Below are 20,001 nucleotides of genomic sequence, written 5' to 3'. Positions count from 1 at the left end.
AGAAAGGCATTGTTAGTCGTAAAAAAGTAAATTAGCAAATGGCAATACCATTGACACCCTATAGTTTTCATAGTATATTAAAAATATAGGGTAAATATTATTTTTATTTGGATATAATAAATATTAGAAGGAGGAGTGCATATGAATTATGCCTGTATGACAAATAAAGCGTTTGTTTCAAGAGGGAAAGTGGTAACGCATAAAAAAATGTCGGAAGAATTTAAAGCACGGCGGCAGTTTTTTAATAATCATAGCTTTACCGTTAATGCCAATCCTTCTGATACTAGTTGCACTATTGAAGTTCATAAGATTGAGGAGAGCTAAAGAAATTTATATGGGAGTCAAAGTAAATATAAAAAAATTTAATGCCAGTTATGGGAAACTGGCATTAAATTTTAATTCAGGAAATAAATATTTAGATCATTTTTTTCCAAATAGAAAATGCATTAGATAAAAGCATAGGAAAAACATATATTTGGTTGAATCAAATTGAATACATAAGAGATAATTTTGTAGGGTTTGAGTTTATTACATTGAATTCTACTAAGGAAGGACTTAAGTTGTATCGGAGATATGAATTTGAAGAACTGGAATCAGATATAAACTTTGCAATAGAAAAAAATGATCTGGAGTGCATTCAGATGTATTTGCCATTGGATTTAGAAGAATAGAGTTTGCATAAATTTATATGTGTAATACACCCGTAATACACAACTTCCTTGAAAGCACCGTATTTCCGACCTTCACAGTCTCTATTGAAGAAGCTGCTATCACAAATAGTTTCCATAAATGATAGGTAAATGTTCAATAATGCAGCAAATTTAATAGATTTAAAGTGTTTGTATTTATTTAAATTCAGTTTAAATAGTTCTGTTATATTATAACAAAAGAATAAATATGGAGGTTGTTATAGTGAACAGACAAAGAACAGATTTAGGAAGTGGAAGTGTTAGAAAGCTGCTGTTGAAGTTGGCGCTGCCTTCCATTGTAGCACAGTTGGTAAACTTATTATATAATGTGGTGGATCGTGTATTTATTGGAAAGTTGCCAGGAGGGGATATTGCAATTGCTGGAATAGGAATATCTATGCCGATTATTATGCTGATTTCAGCATTTAGTCTTTTGATTGGTAATGGTGGAGCACCGTTAGTAGCTATAAAGATGGGTGAAAAGAATCAGAAAACAGCAGAGAAAATTGTGGGAAACAGCTTGTTTATGTTGATTCTTCAGGGAGTTGTACTTACAATTATTTTTATGGTATTGAAAAGACCACTTTTATGGCTTTTTGGTGCAAGCAATGCAACCATTCAATATGCAGTTGATTACTTATCTGTATATTTATTAGGAACATTATTTGTTCAGTTATCCTTAGGAATGAATCCATTTATAACGACACAGGGGTTTGCAAAAATAGGAATGATTTCTATTTCCATTGGAGCAGGTATAAACTTGATATTGGATCCTATATTGATCTTTGGGTTTGGTATGGGTGTAAAGGGGGCTGCACTGGCAAGCATTATTGCACAATTTTGTTCGGCAGTATGGGTATTAAAATTTTTGTTGGGAAAGAAAAGTATTTTAAGAATAAAAAGAAAAAATATGATTTTATCAAGGAAAATAATTCTTCCTGTGATGGGTTTAGGTTTAGCCCCTTTCATTATGCATGGGTCAGAAAGCTTGATTTTGATTTCACTAAACAGCCAGTTATTAAAACATGGGGGAGATATTGCAGTTGGAGCAATGACCATTATGAGCAGTTTGACTCAAATCATTGTATTGCCCCTTTTGGGTCTCGCTCAAGGAGCACAGCCTATTCTTGGATTTAACTATGGAGCTAAAAATGTTGCCAGGGTTAAAGAAACTTTTAAAATGCTGTTTATTTGCTGTTTAAGTTATACCTGCATTATTGTTGCATTATTGATTGCTTTTCCAGAACAGTGGGTGAAAATATTTAACTCTGAGCCACATCTGGTAGAAACGGCAGCCTGGTGCATCCGCATTTATTTTGTTGGCATTTTCGTATTTGGTGCGCAGATTGCTTGCCAGCAGACGCTTCTGGCTTTAGGAAAATCAAAGTTATCCTTGTCATTGGTTTTACTACGTAAAATAGTTTTGCTTATTCCATTAATCTTTATCATTCCAATTTTTGCTCAGGATAAGTTAGCTGGCGTTTTATGGGCAGAGCCGATTACAGATATTATTTCAACACTTGTTACCGTAATTTGTTTCGGATTATTTTATAAAAAACAATTTTTTGAAAATAAAGCAGAAATACTTCAGACAAAATTGCCAGAATAAAGAATAAAATAAAAGAAGGTTCTAAGTAGTTGTTTATACTTAGAACCTTCTTTTATTAATTTGATGTAAAGAAAATATTAAGAATATTTAGTAACTATAAAAAAATGTTTTAGCTACTAAAAAAACGTTGACAATGTACGTGTCAAATAATATAATCAAAATGTAATTATTAATAATTTTTTATAAATATGAATAAAATTTAATAATATTATGTAAAATTATGAAAAATTAATAACGATTTAATAAACAGGAGGTCAGATGTTGAGCGAGGATATGTATTACTGGTCACCGTCTATATTTTGGAAATCAGTACAAAGTAATATACAAATCGAGATGTTTTTGTATGGAGATTTTGTTCCGTCCCTGTTTCCAAAATTATATTTTTTGACACAGGAAGGAATAACAATTGCAAAAATAATTGATGAATTTCCCCAAGTAAATCCTAAGAAACTTAAATTGTTTATTCTTGATTTAATAAAGAAGAATATTCTTATAAACAGATTATTGAATCCACAGGAATTATTTTATACCCAAGGACGAATGTATAAGAACGAATATGATGATAAGTTGTTATTTGATATGGGAGCCATTAGCGCATTTAAAAAGGAAAAGTTGAATCGAAAGTTACAAGTAGAGGATGCAGAAAGAGTTGATTTGTCATGTGACTTTGAGTATGACAAGACGATAACAGAACGGCGTTCTGTCAGGAAGTTTGATGAAAACAACAAGATACCTTTTCTTTCTCTGTCAAAAGTATTAACAATACTACGGCAAATTAAAGAAAAGGACAAAATAAGAAATTATTATGCAAGTGCTGGCGGGTTATATCCCATTGATATTTTTTTGTATGTAAAAGAAGACAGGGTAGAAAATTTAGAAAAAGGAGTTTATTACTATTGTCCATCAGAAAACAGCTTATATTTGGTTAATCCAAAGGCATATATAGAATCTAAGGCACATTTATTTTTTAACAAAGATATATTTGAATCATCTGCATTTTCCATTTACATGTTTTATGATGCAGATGTTAGTATGCCTAAGTATAAAGGAAATGCTTATTTTTATGCATGTCTGGATACAGGAATTATTGTTTCGGCATTAAATTATGCAGCTGAAACGGTGGGAATAGGAATGTGTTCTATTGGAGAAATGGATTTTAATTTAGTGAGAAGTAATTTTAATTTACACAGAAGCCATATTTATTTACATACAATAGAAGCTGGACTCAAATGTATGAACTCATAAATGAAGAGGAAAGGAGTGCAAAAAAATATGAATGACAGCTTAAAGAAAGAGACAGAAGAACAAGCTTTTGAGCTGAGCAATGTACAGCTTGCTTACTTGATGGGGAGAGAAAAAAAGTTTGAACTGGGAGGAACATCAGCTCATTATTACATTGAACTGGAGAGTGAAGTGAATCTTGAAAAATTTAACAGGGCAATCAATCTTTTCGTTCAAAAACATCCAACAGTAAGAAGCGTAATTTTGGAAAATGGGAAACAGCAAATTTTGAAGCAAGTACCATATTATGAAATGGAAGTGGAAGATTTAACACTACTCAGTAGCTTGGAACAGGAAAAGAATATTTTAAGAGAACGGGAAAGAATGTCTCATCATATATTTGATACGAAAACCTGGCCATTGTTTGAAGTGAAAGGGTTTAAGGTTTCAGAACAGAAAAATTATTTGTTTATAGGGTTAGATTTATTAATTGCAGATGCAACCAGCGTAAATCTAATGGCAGAGGAATTGAGATATTTTTGTGATTGTGACGATGACTCAATAGAAGACTTTAGTAGCGAATATACTTTTCAAAATTTTAGAAATGATTGTGAGGAATTAAAGAATACAGTCCAGTATCAAAACGATAAGGATTACTGGATGAGTAAGGTTGATGACTTTCCACTAGCACCAGTTCTTCCTGTAAAGCAAAACCTTAGTGATGTAAAGAAACCGCATTTTAACAGGATAAGCAAGGTAATGGAAAAGGATTACTGGAATAAGATAAAAGAAAAGTGCAAGGAACATGATGTAAGACCAACCGTTGTATTTTGTACAGCTTATGCAAAGCTGTTAGCATTTTGGAGCAATCAGCCTAAACTTGCTATAAATTTGACAATAGCAAATCGATACCCATTTCATGATAGTGTGAAGAACATGGTAGGCGATTTCACTTCCATTGCTCCCATCGATATTGACTTACAGCAGGGAGATTACTTTTGGGATATAGCAAAACAAGTGCAGAATACGTTGAAAGAATGTCAAGAACATAATTATTATGATGGAGGAGATTTTGTAAGAGAATTTTCTAAGGCTCATGGCTTAGAAAAAAGGGCCGTTATGCCAATTGTATTAACCAGTATGATGTTTGGAGATCATCTGCTGAAGTGGTCTAGACTAGGTGAAGTGAAATTCAATATAACTCAAACGTCCCAAGTGTATTTGGACAATCAGATTTCCAGAGAAGGTGATTGCGTAAGAATTGTATGGGATTATGTGGAACAGTTGTTTGAAGAAGAGTATATTCATAGGTTATTTGACCAGTATATTCAACTGCTGAACCAAGTAGTAGTGGAAGAAAACGTTACATTATCGATAAGCAAAGAGGATCAAGAGTTGGTACAAATGTATAATAGTACAGCAAAAGAGATACAAATAGGTACCTTACATAGTTTATTTCAGAAACAAGCATTAGTTTTCCCCGATCATATAGCTGTAATATGTGAAAATGAGCAGCTGACATACAAAGACCTCGACCAGAAATCCAATCAAGTTGCCAATTATTTACGTGAACAAGGAATTGCCCAAAAAAATTATGTTGGAATTATTGCTACAAGAAGAATCGAAACCATTGTTAACATTATGGGGGTTTTAAAAGCGGGAGCAGCTTATATTCCTATTGAACCAAGTCAACCTTTAGAGCGGAGAAACTACATATTAGAGGATGCAGGCAGCCAAGTATGCCTGGATTATAACAGCTATGAAAATTTAAATATCAATGGGTATAGTACAGAGCCATTAGAGGATAAGTCTACTCTTGAAGATGTAGCATATGCTATTTATACATCAGGAAGCACGGGTAAGCCTAAGGGTGTAGTAATTTCACATAGTGCAGCTGCTAATACGATTATGGATATAAATGAAAGGTTTCAGGTAAATGAAACAGATCGAATCATTGGATTGTCTTCCATGTGTTTTGACTTATCGGTGTATGATATTTTTGGAGCTCTTTCAGTGGGGGCAGCCCTGGTAATGGTTCCAGATCAAAAGGATGTTTCGAGTATTAAGAACATATTAGAGGAATATAACATTACAATATGGAATTCTGTTCCAGTAATTATGGATATGCTTATTACTCATATGAAATCTTGCCAGGAAGATGAGGCAGGAGATTATATTCAGAATATGAATAGTAAGAATGTCATGGTGAACTTGGATTATAATGATACACTAAGACTTGTATTGTTAAGCGGAGACTGGATACCATTAAATTTGCCAGAAAAAATTCAGGAAAAATTTATATCTACTGAAGTGATAAGCCTTGGAGGTGCAACAGAAGCTGCAATTTGGTCTATCTATTATCCAATTCATAAGGTTGAAAGTGAGTGGAGAAGTATTCCATATGGGATGCCTTTGGCAAATCAGACATTTTATGTGTTGGATTACAAACAGCAGCTATGTCCAGTAGGCGTTCAAGGAGAATTGTATATCGGAGGAAAAGGTGTTGCATTGGAATATTTGAATGATTCTGAAAAAACAAAAAATGCTTTTGTGCAGCATACAGAATTGGGAAGGCTGTATAAAACTGGTGACTATGGAAAGCTGCATAGAAATGGCACTATTGAATTTTTAGGAAGAAAGGATCAGCAGGTTAAAATAAGAGGTCATCGAATTGAGTTAGGGGAGATAGAAAAAAATATCTTACGAGATACTCGGATTGCTAATACAATTGTGGTGGATCGAACAGACGCCAATAATAAAAAGCATTTATGTGCATATATCGTAAGTGAAGAAAAAATAGAAACCGATGAAATGACAAAATTATTGGAACAGTATCTTCCGGATTATATGATACCATCACATTTTGTAAATATAGAAAGTATCCCATTGACAGCAAATGGTAAAGTAAATAAAAAGGCACTGCCTGAAATTAATATAAAAACAACAGTACATAAATGTCTTGAAGGACGGAATGAGACGGAAAAATGTATTCTTCAAATTTGGAGAGAAGTTCTTAAAATGCCAGAATTGGGTATATGTGATGACTTTTTTGAAATGGGAGGGGATTCTTTAAATGCAATGATGATTTACGCAAAAATGAATCATTATTTTGTAGTAAACTTTAATAGTATTTATGAGTACAAAACAGTTGAAGCATTAAGCAGACATATTAGGTTTAAAGAAGCAGTTGATTTGAAAGCACTAATTGGATAAGAATGGAGGAAGAACATGTACGATAGAGTAGGTAAAATTATAGCGGGAACGTATCTTTTCTACGAAGATATAAGTGTTCAAGAAAAAGCGAAAGTAGAATTAATAAAGGAAAGTTTTCAGTATCATTATACTAGAAATGAGTATTATCGGAATTTGTGTGAGGCTTCCGGCATTACGTTAGATGATATTGTTACATTTGAAGATTTAAATAAAATCCCACTAATACCTATTAGAACTTTTAAACAGCCTGAAGAAGAAAGTAAGTATTTATTGTCGGTTTCATTAGACAAAGTGGAAAATGAAATGAGAAGTTCTGGTACATCAGGAAAATCAAGTGTTGCCAGAAGAGACTCGGACACCTATACGATACAGCAGCTCGCGGCAATAATGACATATCGGGAATTTTTATTTCGCAATAAAGGATTAGAGGTAAAAAGAGGTGGTGTTTATTTAATACCTTCCCCTGCGGAAGTACAAGATATGGGAATGATTAAGGGATTCACTCTGTTTGGATTTGCACTTCATAAGCAGGAGTTTTGTGTAGAAAATATGGAGTTAAATTGTGATAAGGTACTAAATTGTTTAAGAGAATGGGAAGGTAGCCTGGAAAGATTTATTTTAGGCCCACCATTTATGGTAAATACTTTTTTAAATTATCTGCAAGAAAAGGATATTCGACTACAGTTAGATAAAGGCACTAAAATTATTTCAGTGGGAGGTTGGAAGCATCATACAGGAGAACAAATTCCGCGTGAGGAACTTTACAAAAAATGTAAGGAATATTTAGGAGTGGACAAGTGTGATATCCGTGATTTTTATGGATTGGCAGAATGCAATCCGATTATTTTTGAATGTGAAAATAATATAAAGCATATTCCTCCAACTTATCATCTGTCGATTCGTGACTTAAATGATCCAACTAAAGAGGTTGAGGAAGGAAAAGAAGGAGTTGTAGCGATTTTAGATCCAGCTGCCTATTCGTATCCTACATTTATCTTGACAGAGGATCTTGGGATTATCAAAAAAAATGTAAAATGTTCATGTGGAAGAACAAGTGACACACTGGAGATTTTGGGAAGAACTCCTAAATCAGATTTAAAAAATTGTGCACTGACATTAGAAAGATATATGAGTGGAAAAGATAGTAGCAAAAACATGTATACCAATGAATAAAAAAATATAAAAGCGGAGGAAAATTATGAGTCAGGCAAACGAAAATTATAAGATGAAATACTCATTAGCAACGAACTTAGATGTAAAGCTATTGGATGAAATCGCGAAACTAGATAAGGATAAGTCGATTAAAGTAGTATTTGGAAAATTAAAGACAGACATTATTGGGGGTGGAAGATCATCTGGTATGATTCTGGATAAATCCATGGAAGACATCAAAAATTATGCAAAAGCTTGTCACGATATAGGTGTTGAATTTAATTATTTACTAAATCCTATGTGCACAGCAAACAAAGAACTAACTCAGGAAGGGCATAAAGAGGTTGTAGATTTTCTTCAAGTATTGGTAGATTCAGGGGTAGACTGGGTTACAATTAATTCTCCTTATTTGTGTAAAATAATCAAAAAGCAGTTTCCAAGTTTGAAAATTTCAGTTGGAATACATGCTTGTGTATCTGAAATACAGCATATTCGATATTGGGAAGAATTAGGTGCTGATGAAATTACATTACAGATGTTTGTAACAAGAAATTTTAAATTGTTAGAAGATATGTTGAAATATACGAAAAATTCAAAGGTAGGGCTGCGGGTTTTGGGTAATAATTGCTGTCTTCATGCTTGCCCTTATCGAATTAATCATGCTACTGGCCAGTCTCATGCAAGCAGAAAGTCTGAAGGAGTAAGCAAATTTTATATGGATAGCAATCTTACAACTTGTACAATGGGTAAAATTCAAAACCCAGCTAACTTAATAGCATCAGAGTGGATAAGACCCGAGGATGTAAAATATTATGAAGAACTTTGTGAAAAGACAGGAAATTACAACTTGTCAATTAAATTGGTAGAGCGTACAAAAACGACAGAATTTCTTGTTAGAGTTGTAAAGGCATATTTATCTCGAAGTTATGAAGGAAATCTTTTAGATATATTATTATGGCCAGTTATGGATGAGTTTGCAAAAGTGAAGAAAGATAAGGAAAATGCAGCAGAGTCAGAAGTTGCGGCTACCCTGGATAGTCCAGCAAACCACTTTTTCAACTTTTTTAAGCTTCCCGAAATTTACATTGACAACAAAAAGTTAGATGGGTTTATGAAGAAATTTGTAAGAGATTTTGAGTGCAATAAGAAAGCATGCAGTGGAATTGGAAATTTGTTAAATCCAAATTTATATCAAGAGGATGAAACAGTATGCAGTTATTGTAAAGCATGGGCGGAGAAGGCTGTTCAAATAAAAAATCCAGAAGAAACACAAGAATGGCTTGCATTAGCAGAAAAATTTATGAGTGACCTATACGATGGAACAATTTTACCATAATGGATGCAACATAATTTGTAAGTACCAATGAGTAGTCAGGAGGGATAGAATGCAAAAAGTAAAATTGTTTTGTATTCCGTATTCAGGAGCGTCTTCCATGATTTATAACAAGTGGAAGGAAAGTTTAAACGACAAAATTGTAGTTGTACCTGTTGAATTTCCAGGAAGAGGGCAAAACTTTGGGGATCCATTGTGTACTACAGCAGATGAATTAATCGAATATTTGTATGAGCAAATTGAACCTCAGTTGGATGAAAATGCTTTTGCCTTTTATGGGCATTGTATAGGAGGAGCTTTAGCATACGACTTAGCCATGAAAATAGAATATGAAAAAAACAGGATTCCAGTGCATATGTTTTTTTCGGGGAGACAGGTTCCTCATTTGCAATATCGAAAAAAAGTCAGTAAAATGTCAGAAAAGGAATTCTTAGATGAATTATTCAGTATGGAAGAACCAATAAAGTGTATTATGGAAAATAATGATCTAAGAGAAATATATCTTCCGATTTTTAAAGCAGATTTGTTGATGTCAGAAACTTATATTCATGAGTATAACCCAGATACGAGCAGAATGCAGTGTGACATTACTATTCTAAGTGGTATGGAAGATCGTATTGTTTATGAAGAGGATCTTCAACATTGGACGGAGTATACAAAAAGTAAGTGTACATATCATATGCTAAAAGGCGGACATTTTTTTATACATGACAATCAATTAGAAATTGCGAATATTATTAATCATTCGTTATAAAACAGAGTATTGTAATGTACAGAGAAGACAAGTACTGAAAAGGCCTAATAATAGAGCTAATGAGTACTTGTCTGTTATTTTATTATAAGAGGTTTGTATGAAAAGAATAAAAAGAGGCTATATGAAATCTCCTTTTTTTGGAATACTTATATTTAATATGTGTTTAGTCCACATTATACTAAAAAGAAATGGAATTGTTCATTTTAGTGTAATAATTATAGTAACACTATTGATAAGGGAAATTTATCATGCAGTTGTAATGCACTATTTAGAAAAAGAAATTGTAAATCCTTTTAACGAATTGAAGTATGGTTTAGAGGAAGTTATGAAAGAAAACTATAATGTTCACCTGGTACATAATGAAACCGATGAAATTGGGATGATAATGGATTCCTTTAACAAAATGACAGCTTGTTTGTCAGAATCAAAAAAAATAAAGGCGGAGTATGCGGAAAATAGAAAGATGTTAGTTGCAAACATTGCTCACGATTTAAAAACGCCAATTGCATGTATTCAAGGATATGCAGAAGCTGTTTTAGATCAGATTGCTAATTCTCCTGACAAGACAAGAAAATATATTGAAATCATATTAAATAATAGTATGTACATGAATTGTCTGATAGAAGAATTGATTTTATTTACCAAGCTAGATACAGGAAAATTAGAATTTGAATATGAATTAATAGATATTTCTGATTATATGGATGATTTAATGGAAGAATTAAAAATAGAAATAGAAGAGCAGGGGTTTGGTTTTTCTTATGATAACCAACTAAAAATGAATTATTTATGTAAAATTGATGGGAAAAAACTATATCGAGCAATACGGAATATTATATATAATTCTGTGAAATACTCCAATGTTAATTGGTTAGTGATTCAAGTAAAGTTATATGCAGATGGCAGTCATATTGAATTGCAGCTTATGGACAATGGTGTAGGGATACCAGCCGAAAAAATTGATAAAATATTTGAACGCTTTTACCGCATTGATCCTGAAAGAACGAAGGATTTTATGAGTTCAGGATTAGGACTTCCCATTGCAAAGGAATTAGTTGAATTGCATGGAGGAACCATACAGGTTTCCTCAAAAAACAGAAATGGTGTGTGTTTTAAAATCAGGCTTCCAATAGTTGTATAAGAAAGGGATGAATAATATGGAGCATATATTAATCATTGAAGATGATAATCATATAGCGGAATTGGAAAAGGATTATTTAGAATTAGGTGGATTTCAGGTAACAATAGAGAATGATGGAACCAAAGGGGTTCATACAGCATTGGAGGGAAGGTTTGATGTCATGGTATTAGATCTTATGCTTCCTGAAATAGACGGGTATGAGATTTTGCAGATTATTCGGAACAAGTTTGAAATTCCAATTATTATTGTATCTGCAAAGGGAGAAGAACTTGATAAGATAAGAGGTCTTGGACTAGGGGCAGATGATTATATCCAGAAACCATTTAGTCCAGCTGAATTGACTGCAAGAATCAAGTCTCATTTAAACCGATATAAGAGACTTAAGGGAAAGGCTGTTTGTGAAAATGTGCTTGTTGTAAAAGGATTAGAGGTGGAACTTACTTCTGGTAAAGTTTATGTCAATACAAAAGAAGTCCCGTTTACGAAAAGGGAATACGAAATATTAGTTTTTTTTATGAGCCATCCTAACTTGCTTATTTCAAAGGAAGAACTATATCATGCAATATGGAAAGGGGATATAGCCAGTGAATATACCTCTTTGGCAGTATATATACAAAAAATACGAAAAAAAATTGAAAAAAGTCCCGATAATCCAATATACATAGAAACAATTTGGGGAAAAGGTTATCGCTTTAATGGGTGCTAGGGTTCTTAAGTGGTAATGTAACTGTAAAGGTAGTTTCAATAGTAGGTTTACTTTGTACCTGAATAGTGCCCTGATGTATGGATATAATCTTTTGTGATATAGAAAGACCTAATCCATTTCCCCCCAAATCACGCTTTCGTGATTTGTCTTCCATATAAAAGCGTTCAAAAATATACTTGAGATTATCAGGATGTATTCCTATTCCGTTGTCTTTTATATGGACACTTATAGTATTGGAACAAACTTCTATGGAAACGGAAATATTACCATTCTTTTCAGGAGAAAATTTAATAGAATTACTTAATAGATTTATCCATACCTGATCAAGAAGCTCCTCATCTCCATAAATCATAACTGGTGGACAGTCTAAATCAAAAGTAATATGTTTCTTTTCCCATTGTGGTGCTAATATGAGAACACAATTTCTAATCTGCCTGTCCAAAGAATAACAAGAGAACTTTAATTTTTGACTTTCTGAGTCAAGTGCAGACAGACGTAAAAGATTATCTGCTAATTTAGATAAACGTTTGGTTTCTGTTTCAATAATAGTAAGATAGGAATTTCTTTCATCTAGTGGCAGATCACTGTTCTTCAATAAAACCGTAAAACCTTTTATCGATGTTAGGGGAGATTGGATTTCATGGGAAACATTTGATACAAAATCCAATCGCATTGTTTCCATACTTCTCAGATCTTTTGCCATAGAATTAATTTTATTTACAAGTTCACGAATTGTTTTATGATTGGAGTAATCGCTTTCATCTATTATAATGTTAAAATTTCCAGATGAGATTTGTTCTAAAGCATCATGGATTATTTGATATTTTTCGTGGTGCTGTTTTCTGATTATAAATCTGTTTAACAGAAATAGAAAAAAACTGCTGCCAACTATTAAACCTGAAATGGAAGAGAGTAAGTAACAGAAAATCTCCGGAAGTGATTGGGGAAGCTTAAAAAACAAGTAAAAAAGGGCATAACACCCCAAGTAAGCAGTAAGGATACAGCATAAGTAGAGCAATAGCAATTTGTATTTTTTTCTATTTCTTTGCAGCATAAAAATCCTCCAATTTATAACCAAGACCTCGTATGGTTATGATTTTTATATTATACTTTTCGCCTTGAAACCGTTCTCTAAGTCTTCCTATATGTACATCTAATGTTCGTTCATTTCCTTCAAAATCATAGCCCCAAATTGTTTCAATTAAGTATTCTCGTGTAAATATTTTTCCAATGGAACTGGCAAGGAGGAATAGTATTTCAAATTCTTTTAAGGGCAGTGTAAAGCATTCGTTTTTTGCCCGAATTTCAAACTTGTCTTTGTCAATAGTAAGATTGCCAATGGTTATAATGTGGTTTGTATTTATTTTATATCTTCTCAAAAGGGCTTTTACACGAACAGACAGTTCTGCAGGTTCAAATGGTTTTGTCAGGTAATCATCAATACCTAGTTCAAACCCTTTTATTTTATAAGCGGTATCGGACTGAACTGTTAAAATTAGAATAGGAAGATTGCTAACGTTACGTATTTCTTTACATAATTCCCAACCATCCATTCGCGGCATCATTACATCGGTTATCAGTAAATCAATGTTTTCTTCATCAAATTTATCCAGTGCATCCATTCCGTCATTTGCTGTAATTGTATTATAGCCCTGCTTTTGTAAAACTAGTTTTATCAGGTTTCGTATATTTTCATCATCATCTACTATTAATAAGGCTCCCATTCTTCCTCCTATTTAGATTTGGGTTTCATTAATCCAGCAATCGTCTCTTATACTTGTGATGATATAATCTAGAAAATCATCAATGGCAGTTTGCTGCCCAGGGTCTAGCTGTTCTATATAGCTGATAATATTAGAATATATAGCAGCATGATGCTTTGCATGTTCTTCATTGGCAGTTTTTCCAAGTAAAGTCAACTTGTAAAAAACTTCTTTATGATTAACTGGATGCTGGTATTGTTCAACAAGCCCTTTTTGAATTAGCTTTGTTGTCATTTGATTTAATGCGCCATTTGTAATTCCAAGAATTTTTGATAAAGTACTTGCATTACATTCCTTATGGTTTTCAATGCACTCAAGGGTATGTATTTCGGAGCGGTGTAAGGGAATCCCGATATTATAATCTCTTTTGCTTCTTGCACTATTTTTGCACATTAGATAAAAAAAACTATTGAGTTTTTCGATGATTGCAAAATTATTTTCCATGTTATCCTCCTTAGGTATAAAGAAATAGATAGTTTTCTTTATTATATAGTTGCTAAAATAAAAAGTCAATCCTTTTACTTTTTAAAGAAAAGGAAAACCATTCAGTTTAGTTTTTTCACCATTTTTCTTTTGCAAATGCTAAAAATGTTGACATTTGGAAAATAATATAATATTGTTTATTTAGTGATTCTATAAAAATCACTGCCTTTGCAATTTAAGATGGGAGGATCTATAGTGTCACAGACTACAAAGAAAGCATTTGCAACATCATTGAAGAAACTGCTTACGGAAAAATCGTTAGACAAAATCACTGTAATTGATCTTGCTGAAGACTGTGAAGTGAACAGACAGACATTTTACTACCATTTCAAAGACATATATGACTTGATTGAATGGATTTTTTTAAATGATGCAACAAAGGCCATAAATGGCAATAAGACATACGATACCTGGCAGCAGGGTTTTTTACATACTTTCGAGTATATCCAGCTAAACAGGAACTTTGTGAAAAGTACATACTATTCAGTTGCCAGAGAGCATTTAGAACGTTATTTATTCAATGAAACTTATAACTTATTAATAGGAGTCGTAGAAGAAAAAGCAAATGGTATGGTAGTATCTGATGAGGACAAAAGCTTTATTGCTAATTTTTATAAGCATGCTTTCGCTGGTCTTTTGCTTGAGTGGATAAGTACAGGTATGAAAGAAAATCCAAATTTAATTATTGAACGGCTAAGTATTCTAATAGGAGGGGACATTGCCAAAGCACTTACTGCATTTCAAAAGGATTAATGATTTATACAAATACACGGACTTGTCTAAAATTTTGACAGATTACTTTTTTTGTCTATGGTATTTCTTTGCAGGACAAAGTATGCTGTAAAAAAGGAAATTTTAACAAGGGAGGTAATTATTATGTATTATAGTAGTGGAAATTATGAGGCGTTTGCCCGACCTGAGAAGCCAGCTGGAGTTGATAACAAGTCAGCATATCTAGTTGGTTCTGGACTTGCTTCTTTAGCAGCAGCCTGTTTTCTAGTTCGAGATGGTCAGATGAAAGGTGAAAATATTCATATTTTAGAGGAAATGAGCCTTCCAGGAGGAGCCTGTGATGGGATAAAAGATTCCCAAAAGGGTTTTATCATTCGTGGCGGCCGTGAAATGGAAAGTCATTTTGAATGCTTATGGGATTTGTTCCGTTCTATTCCATCCATCGAAACAGAAGGAATATCCGTTTTAGATGAATATTACTGGCTCAATAAAAAAGATCCCAACTATTCACTGATGAGAGTAATACAAAATCGTGGCGAAGATGCACAGACCAATGGAACCTTTGGACTTTCTGAAACAGCTTCGATGGAAATTATTAAACTTTTCATGACACGAGACGAAGACTTGTATGATATTAAAATAAATGAAGTATTTACAGAAGACTTTTTTGCATCTAACTTCTGGTTATACTGGAGAACAATGTTTGCATTTGAAGATTGGCATAGTGCATTGGAAATGAAATTGTATGTACAAAGATTTATCCATCACATTGGAGGATTGCCAGATTTTTCTACTTTAAAATTTACAAAATATAATCAATATGAATCTTTAATTCAGCCAATGGTAAAATATCTGGAAAGTCATCATGTTCATTTTCAATACAATACAACTGTAACTAATGTTATTTTTGATATAACTGAGGATAAAAAGACTGCTAAACAAATTATTTGTACACATAACGAAGTAGAGGAAACGATTGATTTATCAGAGGATGATTTAGTGTTTATTACAAATGGAAGTTGTACAGAGAATGCTACTCTGGGGGATCATAGTCATGCTCCAGCTGCAAATAATTCTGTTGGAGGGTGTTGGCAGCTATGGAGAAACATTGCAGTTCAAGAACCAGCATTTGGGCATCCAGATAAATTTTGTACCAATATAGAAGAAACAAATTGGGAATCAGCTACGGTTACTACGTTGGATGATAAAATTCCAAAGTACATAGAAAAGATTTGTAAGCGTGATCCTTTTAGCGGAAAAGTAGTTACGGGAGGTATCATTTCCATTAAAGATTCAAAATGGTTAATGAGCTACACATTAAATCGCCAGCCTCACTTCAAAGAACAGCCAAAGGATCAGTTGGTTGTATGGGTGTATGGACTTTTTACAGATGTACCTGGCGATTATATAAAGAAGCCAATGAAGGAATGTACGGGACAGGAAATAACAGAAGAATGGCTGTATCACATGGGGGTTCCAGAAAATGAAATTTCAGAACTGGCAGCTAATTCAGCACGTTGTGTACCTTGTATGATGCCATATATAACAGCATTTTTTATGCCTAGAACACAAGGAGACAGACCTAAGGTTGTTCCAGAAGGCTGTGTAAATGCAGCGTTTTTAGGACAATTCGCAGATACTGTACGTGATACGGTATTTACAACAGAATATTCAGTGAGAACAGCAATGGAAGCTGTGTATACACTTTTAAATGTTGACAGAGGTGTGCCAGAAGTATTTGGCTCTTGCTATGATATTCGTGTACTTCTGGATTCTACGGCAAAAATGATGGATGGTAAAAAGCTTGCAGATATTCAGCACCCACTTGTTCAAAACTTATTGACAAGGCCAGAATTTAAAATGATATCAGGTACTGTAATTGGAGAATTACTAACAAAATATAATCTAATTTAGGGTAAGAAATTAAGGGCTGCTGTTAATAAAAAGCAGCCCTTAAAATAGCACTATTCAAGCTCTTTTACTTGTTTGGCTTCATAACCGCTCTTTCTAAAAAGTGAGTTTAGTAGTTCAAAACGATGTGGCAGCACTTTTATCATATGTAAGGTAACAGGCAGTTTTTTTAACTGTTCAGGAGTTAGCTGACGTTTGGTTATTACGGTATTATATTCTTCAGAAAAGAGATCTACAAACATTGCGGCACCACAAACCTGTATTCCTTCTAGCTTGTCAAAACCACTATACTCTTGATAGAGAGCAATACAAACATTTGGATTAACAGCTAGATTGGCAAATTTTTCGCCCCCTTCACTTAAAAAATAGAAAGCTTCCTCATGGTAAGTAAACTCGATTGGTGTGGCGCGGATATTTGTACCAAAACCAGTACAAAGTGTACAGGTATTATGATGTCCGATCATTTCTTTCAGCCAGTCATTTAGGAGACTGACAGGCATATCTTGATTGTCCAGCAGACTACGTCTCATAGAAAGCAATTTCACAGCGGTTTCCTCGTCAGAAGCTGTAGAAGTATCAATAATATCTGAATACAGAAGGTTTTTCCTGGATAAACTCCTTATTTTTGCAAGTAAGCTTATGGATAATGAGTTTTGACTGTCTAACACAAGGACAGCAGTTTTTTTATTTGGGAGTATGTGGGTTATTTTATTGAGAAAAGCATCATCTTCTTGGGCTACAGGTGGACATTTGGGCGAAATTAGGAAAATCATATGTGTGCTGTTTAAAGTATCAAGTGCATTTTCATCATATAACTGGGAAGTGGAAGGTCCTGAAACCTGAAGGACTTTTTGAAGAAGTGCCTTTGGGATATCAGGGTTATTGTAAATAACATGAGTTAAAGTCATATATTATTCCTCCATATCTATCATTTTAATTAAATTACTTTCTTTTTGGCGCACAATATTGAGGCCGCTCTTTCCCTTTGTATAAAATGGAATGAGCAGGGCACATAGAAAAGCATCGCATACAAAAGGTACATTTTTTGTGAAAAACAGGTTTGTTGTTAATCATAGAAATGTTGTTCTTCGGACATTTTCTGGCACAAAGCCCACAGCCTGTGCAGGCATTAGAAGGTGAAAATTTTACTGCAAAAAGGGCGAACAGCCTAGTAAAGACTATGCCAGACAGCCAACAAAGCATATGCATAAGAAAGGATTGGGATTCCTTTGAAGGCTTTTCTTGTATAAAATCAGTTAGTATCAGTGGTAAGTCCTTTTCTAAATTTGATAAATTGTTCGCTTTCTTTTCTGGTGTGGTTTCTGGAAAAGAATCAAAAACTGTAAAATTATTAGCAATAACAAAGCTTTTTGAAGTAATCAGTTGATAGTTCTTTTTCTTTAGCATTTTTTCAATTTTTCTAAAATCTGTATTTAATGGACTGGTCTGAGTACAAAAGAAAAAAACAGGTACAGGCTTTGGGCTGACAGGAAGCATCTTTTTCAAATACTTAATAAAATGAAAAGCTGGATATTCATAATATTTTGGACAGCCCAGTATCAGGCGATCAAAATGGTCTAGATTGGGTATAAAATTTTCTTCTATTGAGTGGAGTTCGGTATCTTCCTTCATATCTTGTAGTACATCTGCAATTCGTTCAGCTGTGTATTTTGTGTTACCTGTACCGCTAAAATATAAAATCAAATTTTTCATAACTTCTCCTTTTCTAAGGGGGCTGAGTGTCTTATAATATAGTATAGGACGATTGGAAAAGTAAGTCAATTAAAAAGGAAATTAAATAAAAATTAATTATTTGATATTTAAGAGGGCAAGGGAAGTACTGGAATTAAGATAATACATGCAATTTTTTGTCATAAGAATTACATAACAGATTATCAATATAACTTGTTGGTGTTAATCCCGATAATTTTTTAAATTCCTTAATGAAATGAGACTGGTCGTAGTAGCCAGATGAAAGGGCAGTATCAATGCCATTAAACTGATTAATCGTAGCAGTTAACTGGGATACTGCTTTTTGAAAGCGAATAAACCGCATCAGATTTTTAGGGTTCATACCAAATTCCTCATGAATTTTTTTATTCAGATATCTTTCAGAATATCCAGTAAAAATACTTAATTCCGTAAGCTTTACATTTCCATTGGATTTCATAATTTCATCTAAAAGGACACCTTTCAGACCTGTCTTTTCTTCAAGCCGCCAATCAAAGTACTTTTGATAATATGTCAAAAAAATATGGATTTTTTCCTCAAAAGACTGGGCAAAAAACATACTTTCCAATAAATATTCTCGATCCTCATATGAAATCATTTCTTCAAATATTTCTTCATTATTTACCAATTCGCTTAATTTCATCAGCTTATTTACAGGATTGGTGCCAGGCATAAAACGCACGCCAAAGACTTCACTGTTTATATGGGTGTCTGTTTCCCCCTTTTCCAGACGTGTGCCTGCAATTCTAGTTGTCATTTTACCATCCTGTTTTACAAATAGAATATCAACACAGGCATCAGGAATCACGCTCATTCGATTGGACTCAGCCGTAAACTGATAAAAATGAGCAATATTATGCTTCATTACAAATTTTTTCGTATAATCTGATGTTACTAGTACAAATTCAGGTTGTTTTGGATTCAGTCTGTCAGTCATCATAATATCGGCTCCTTTATCAGATAACAGTGTTAATTGTACGTATTTTATCATTTCAAAGTAATAAGATCAAGAAAATATAAAAACACTTTGTTTTCTATTTTAGTTCCGATTTTTACAATATAAATAAAAGAAAATGATATAAAATTCAGAAATAGAAAAGGCAGAGAGGTCTTGTGAAAATAAAAGTCACAAGGCCTTTTTCATTTATAGGGAGGTATGAGCATGAAGAGAATGAATTATTCATCAGGAGCACCATTGGAAGAGATAGTAGGTTATTCCCGGATGGTAAAGGTGGGAGAACACATTTATATTGGAGGAACAACTGCGGTACAGCCAGATGGTTCTGTGTATGGAGAATCACCTTATGCACAGGCTAAATATATTTTTGAGAAGTTTATTGGATTATTAAAACAAGCGGATGCACAGCCCAAGGATGTTATAAAGGTAAAGGCATATGTAACAGATATGACCTTTGCAAAAGAAGTAGGGGAAGCATTTTCAGAATATTTCAAAGAAATAAAGCCACTGTTTACAATGGTAGAAACACCAAAGCTCAATCGACCAACACAGTATGTTGAAATTGAGTTAGAGGCAGTTTTGAATTGTGAACTTGTTTAGCGAAA

19 protein-coding genes are annotated in these 20,001 nt (G+C 33.4%); 13 read left to right on the top strand and 6 right to left on the bottom strand.

What is annotated here, in order from left to right; translation table 11 throughout:
* Positions 1–141 precede the first annotated feature (141 nt).
* The 10 genes from BM305_RS00695 (at position 142) to BM305_RS00650 (ending at position 11,818) form a co-directional block, all read left to right on the top strand.
* Positions 142–324: a hypothetical protein gene (locus BM305_RS00695; protein WP_092558770.1), complete on the top strand. Its 183-nt coding sequence runs from the start codon at positions 142–144 to the stop codon at positions 322–324.
* A 155-nt stretch (positions 325–479) separates the two neighbouring features.
* A complete protein-coding gene (locus tag BM305_RS00690; protein WP_092558769.1) occupies positions 480–671 on the top strand; it encodes a hypothetical protein in 192 nt (63 codons plus the stop codon).
* 241 nt (positions 672–912) lie between these two features.
* Positions 913–2,298, top strand: a complete 1,386-nt coding sequence (locus tag BM305_RS00685; RefSeq protein WP_330393382.1) for an MATE family efflux transporter — start codon at positions 913–915, stop codon at positions 2,296–2,298.
* Between the two features lie 261 nt (positions 2,299–2,559).
* Complete coding sequence (locus BM305_RS00680) at positions 2,560–3,543, top strand: SagB/ThcOx family dehydrogenase (RefSeq protein WP_177214476.1); 984 nt, start codon at positions 2,560–2,562, stop codon at positions 3,541–3,543.
* On the top strand, positions 3,544–6,732 hold the full coding sequence (locus BM305_RS00675; RefSeq protein ID WP_092558766.1) for a non-ribosomal peptide synthetase: 3,189 nt from the start codon (positions 3,544–3,546) through the stop codon (positions 6,730–6,732).
* Positions 6,733–6,747: 15 nt separating this feature from the next.
* Complete coding sequence (locus BM305_RS00670; protein ID WP_092558765.1) at positions 6,748–7,905, top strand: LuxE/PaaK family acyltransferase; 1,158 nt, start codon at positions 6,748–6,750, stop codon at positions 7,903–7,905.
* A gap of 25 nt (positions 7,906–7,930) precedes the next feature.
* On the top strand, positions 7,931–9,220 hold the full coding sequence (locus BM305_RS00665; protein WP_092558764.1) for a U32 family peptidase: 1,290 nt from the start codon (positions 7,931–7,933) through the stop codon (positions 9,218–9,220).
* Between the two features lie 49 nt (positions 9,221–9,269).
* Positions 9,270–9,971 (top strand): thioesterase II family protein, encoded by a 702-nt coding sequence (locus BM305_RS00660; protein ID WP_092558763.1) that lies wholly within the window; start codon positions 9,270–9,272, stop codon positions 9,969–9,971.
* 97 nt (positions 9,972–10,068) lie between these two features.
* On the top strand, positions 10,069–11,112 hold the full coding sequence (locus BM305_RS00655; RefSeq protein WP_092558762.1) for a HAMP domain-containing sensor histidine kinase: 1,044 nt from the start codon (positions 10,069–10,071) through the stop codon (positions 11,110–11,112).
* Positions 11,113–11,128: 16 nt separating this feature from the next.
* On the top strand, positions 11,129–11,818 hold the full coding sequence (locus tag BM305_RS00650; protein ID WP_092558761.1) for a response regulator transcription factor: 690 nt from the start codon (positions 11,129–11,131) through the stop codon (positions 11,816–11,818).
* Here BM305_RS00650 and BM305_RS00645 read toward each other — a convergent pair.
* From BM305_RS00645 to BM305_RS00635, 3 genes are read right to left on the bottom strand one after another with little or no spacing between them, the layout of a single operon-like run.
* Entirely contained in the window at positions 11,805–12,872 is a 1,068-nt protein-coding gene (locus tag BM305_RS00645) for a sensor histidine kinase (protein WP_092558760.1), read from the bottom strand. The genes BM305_RS00650 and BM305_RS00645 overlap by 14 nt on opposite strands.
* Positions 12,856–13,542 carry a response regulator transcription factor gene (locus tag BM305_RS00640; RefSeq protein ID WP_092558759.1) on the bottom strand — a complete coding sequence of 229 codons (687 nt, stop codon included), beginning with the start codon at positions 13,540–13,542 and terminating at the stop codon, positions 12,856–12,858. The genes BM305_RS00645 and BM305_RS00640 overlap by 17 nt, the downstream gene beginning before the upstream one ends.
* A 12-nt stretch (positions 13,543–13,554) precedes the next feature.
* Positions 13,555–14,025 (bottom strand): MarR family winged helix-turn-helix transcriptional regulator, encoded by a 471-nt coding sequence (locus tag BM305_RS00635; protein WP_092558758.1) that lies wholly within the window; start codon positions 14,023–14,025, stop codon positions 13,555–13,557.
* Positions 14,026–14,259: 234 nt separating this feature from the next.
* Between BM305_RS00635 and BM305_RS00630 the strand changes: the two genes are divergently transcribed.
* Both BM305_RS00630 and BM305_RS00625 read left to right on the top strand, forming a co-directional pair.
* Positions 14,260–14,817 (top strand): TetR/AcrR family transcriptional regulator, encoded by a 558-nt coding sequence (locus tag BM305_RS00630; protein ID WP_092558757.1) that lies wholly within the window; start codon positions 14,260–14,262, stop codon positions 14,815–14,817.
* A gap of 123 nt (positions 14,818–14,940) precedes the next feature.
* Positions 14,941–16,710, top strand: coding sequence for an oleate hydratase (locus BM305_RS00625; RefSeq protein ID WP_092558756.1), 1,770 nt, complete (start codon positions 14,941–14,943; stop codon positions 16,708–16,710).
* A gap of 50 nt (positions 16,711–16,760) precedes the next feature.
* Here the strand turns inward: BM305_RS00625 and BM305_RS00620 are convergent, their stop codons facing one another.
* The 3 genes from BM305_RS00620 to BM305_RS00610 form a co-directional block, all read right to left on the bottom strand.
* A complete protein-coding gene (locus BM305_RS00620) occupies positions 16,761–17,615 on the bottom strand; it encodes a pyridoxamine 5'-phosphate oxidase family protein (protein ID WP_092558755.1) in 855 nt (284 codons plus the stop codon).
* A gap of 34 nt (positions 17,616–17,649) precedes the next feature.
* A complete protein-coding gene (locus tag BM305_RS00615) occupies positions 17,650–18,420 on the bottom strand; it encodes an EFR1 family ferrodoxin (RefSeq protein WP_092558754.1) in 771 nt (256 codons plus the stop codon).
* A 133-nt stretch (positions 18,421–18,553) separates the two neighbouring features.
* The gene (locus tag BM305_RS00610; protein WP_177214474.1) at positions 18,554–19,378 is read right to left on the bottom strand and encodes a response regulator transcription factor; all 825 of its coding nucleotides are present in this window, start codon (positions 19,376–19,378) and stop codon (positions 18,554–18,556) included.
* Between the two features lie 222 nt (positions 19,379–19,600).
* Between BM305_RS00610 and BM305_RS00605 the strand changes: the two genes are divergently transcribed.
* Positions 19,601–19,996 (top strand): RidA family protein, encoded by a 396-nt coding sequence (locus BM305_RS00605; protein WP_330393381.1) that lies wholly within the window; start codon positions 19,601–19,603, stop codon positions 19,994–19,996.
* The last annotated feature ends 5 nt before the right edge of the window (positions 19,997–20,001 follow it).

The sequence above is a fragment of the Anaeromicropila populeti genome, assembly GCF_900112775.1.
GTDB lineage: Bacteria > Bacillota > Clostridia > Lachnospirales > Lachnospiraceae > Anaeromicropila_A > Anaeromicropila_A populeti.
The sequence above is the reverse complement of the archived record's forward strand: the minus strand, read 5'-3'. Positions and strand labels throughout refer to the sequence as shown.

What these genes read in the sequence shown, in the direction of transcription:
- BM305_RS00675 (WP_092558766.1), top strand. Translation starts at nt 3,544, where the DNA reads ATGAAGAGGAAAGGAGTGCAAAAAAATATGAATGACAGCTTAAAGAAA.
- BM305_RS00655 (WP_092558762.1), top strand. Translation starts at nt 10,069, where the DNA reads ATGAAAAGAATAAAAAGAGGCTATATGAAATCTCCTTTTTTTGGAATA.
- BM305_RS00635 (WP_092558758.1), bottom strand. Translation starts at nt 14,025, where the DNA reads ATGGAAAATAATTTTGCAATCATCGAAAAACTCAATAGTTTTTTTTAT.
- BM305_RS00650 (WP_092558761.1), top strand. Translation starts at nt 11,129, where the DNA reads ATGGAGCATATATTAATCATTGAAGATGATAATCATATAGCGGAATTG.
- BM305_RS00695 (WP_092558770.1), top strand. Translation starts at nt 142, where the DNA reads ATGAATTATGCCTGTATGACAAATAAAGCGTTTGTTTCAAGAGGGAAA.
- BM305_RS00615 (WP_092558754.1), bottom strand. Translation starts at nt 18,420, where the DNA reads ATGAAAAATTTGATTTTATATTTTAGCGGTACAGGTAACACAAAATAC.
- BM305_RS00640 (WP_092558759.1), bottom strand. Translation starts at nt 13,542, where the DNA reads ATGGGAGCCTTATTAATAGTAGATGATGATGAAAATATACGAAACCTG.
- BM305_RS00625 (WP_092558756.1), top strand. Translation starts at nt 14,941, where the DNA reads ATGTATTATAGTAGTGGAAATTATGAGGCGTTTGCCCGACCTGAGAAG.
- BM305_RS00620 (WP_092558755.1), bottom strand. Translation starts at nt 17,615, where the DNA reads ATGACTTTAACTCATGTTATTTACAATAACCCTGATATCCCAAAGGCA.
- BM305_RS00610 (WP_177214474.1), bottom strand. Translation starts at nt 19,378, where the DNA reads ATGATGACTGACAGACTGAATCCAAAACAACCTGAATTTGTACTAGTA.
- BM305_RS00645 (WP_092558760.1), bottom strand. Translation starts at nt 12,872, where the DNA reads ATGCTGCAAAGAAATAGAAAAAAATACAAATTGCTATTGCTCTACTTA.
- BM305_RS00660 (WP_092558763.1), top strand. Translation starts at nt 9,270, where the DNA reads ATGCAAAAAGTAAAATTGTTTTGTATTCCGTATTCAGGAGCGTCTTCC.
- BM305_RS00605 (WP_330393381.1), top strand. Translation starts at nt 19,601, where the DNA reads ATGAAGAGAATGAATTATTCATCAGGAGCACCATTGGAAGAGATAGTA.
- BM305_RS00665 (WP_092558764.1), top strand. Translation starts at nt 7,931, where the DNA reads ATGAGTCAGGCAAACGAAAATTATAAGATGAAATACTCATTAGCAACG.
- BM305_RS00670 (WP_092558765.1), top strand. Translation starts at nt 6,748, where the DNA reads ATGTACGATAGAGTAGGTAAAATTATAGCGGGAACGTATCTTTTCTAC.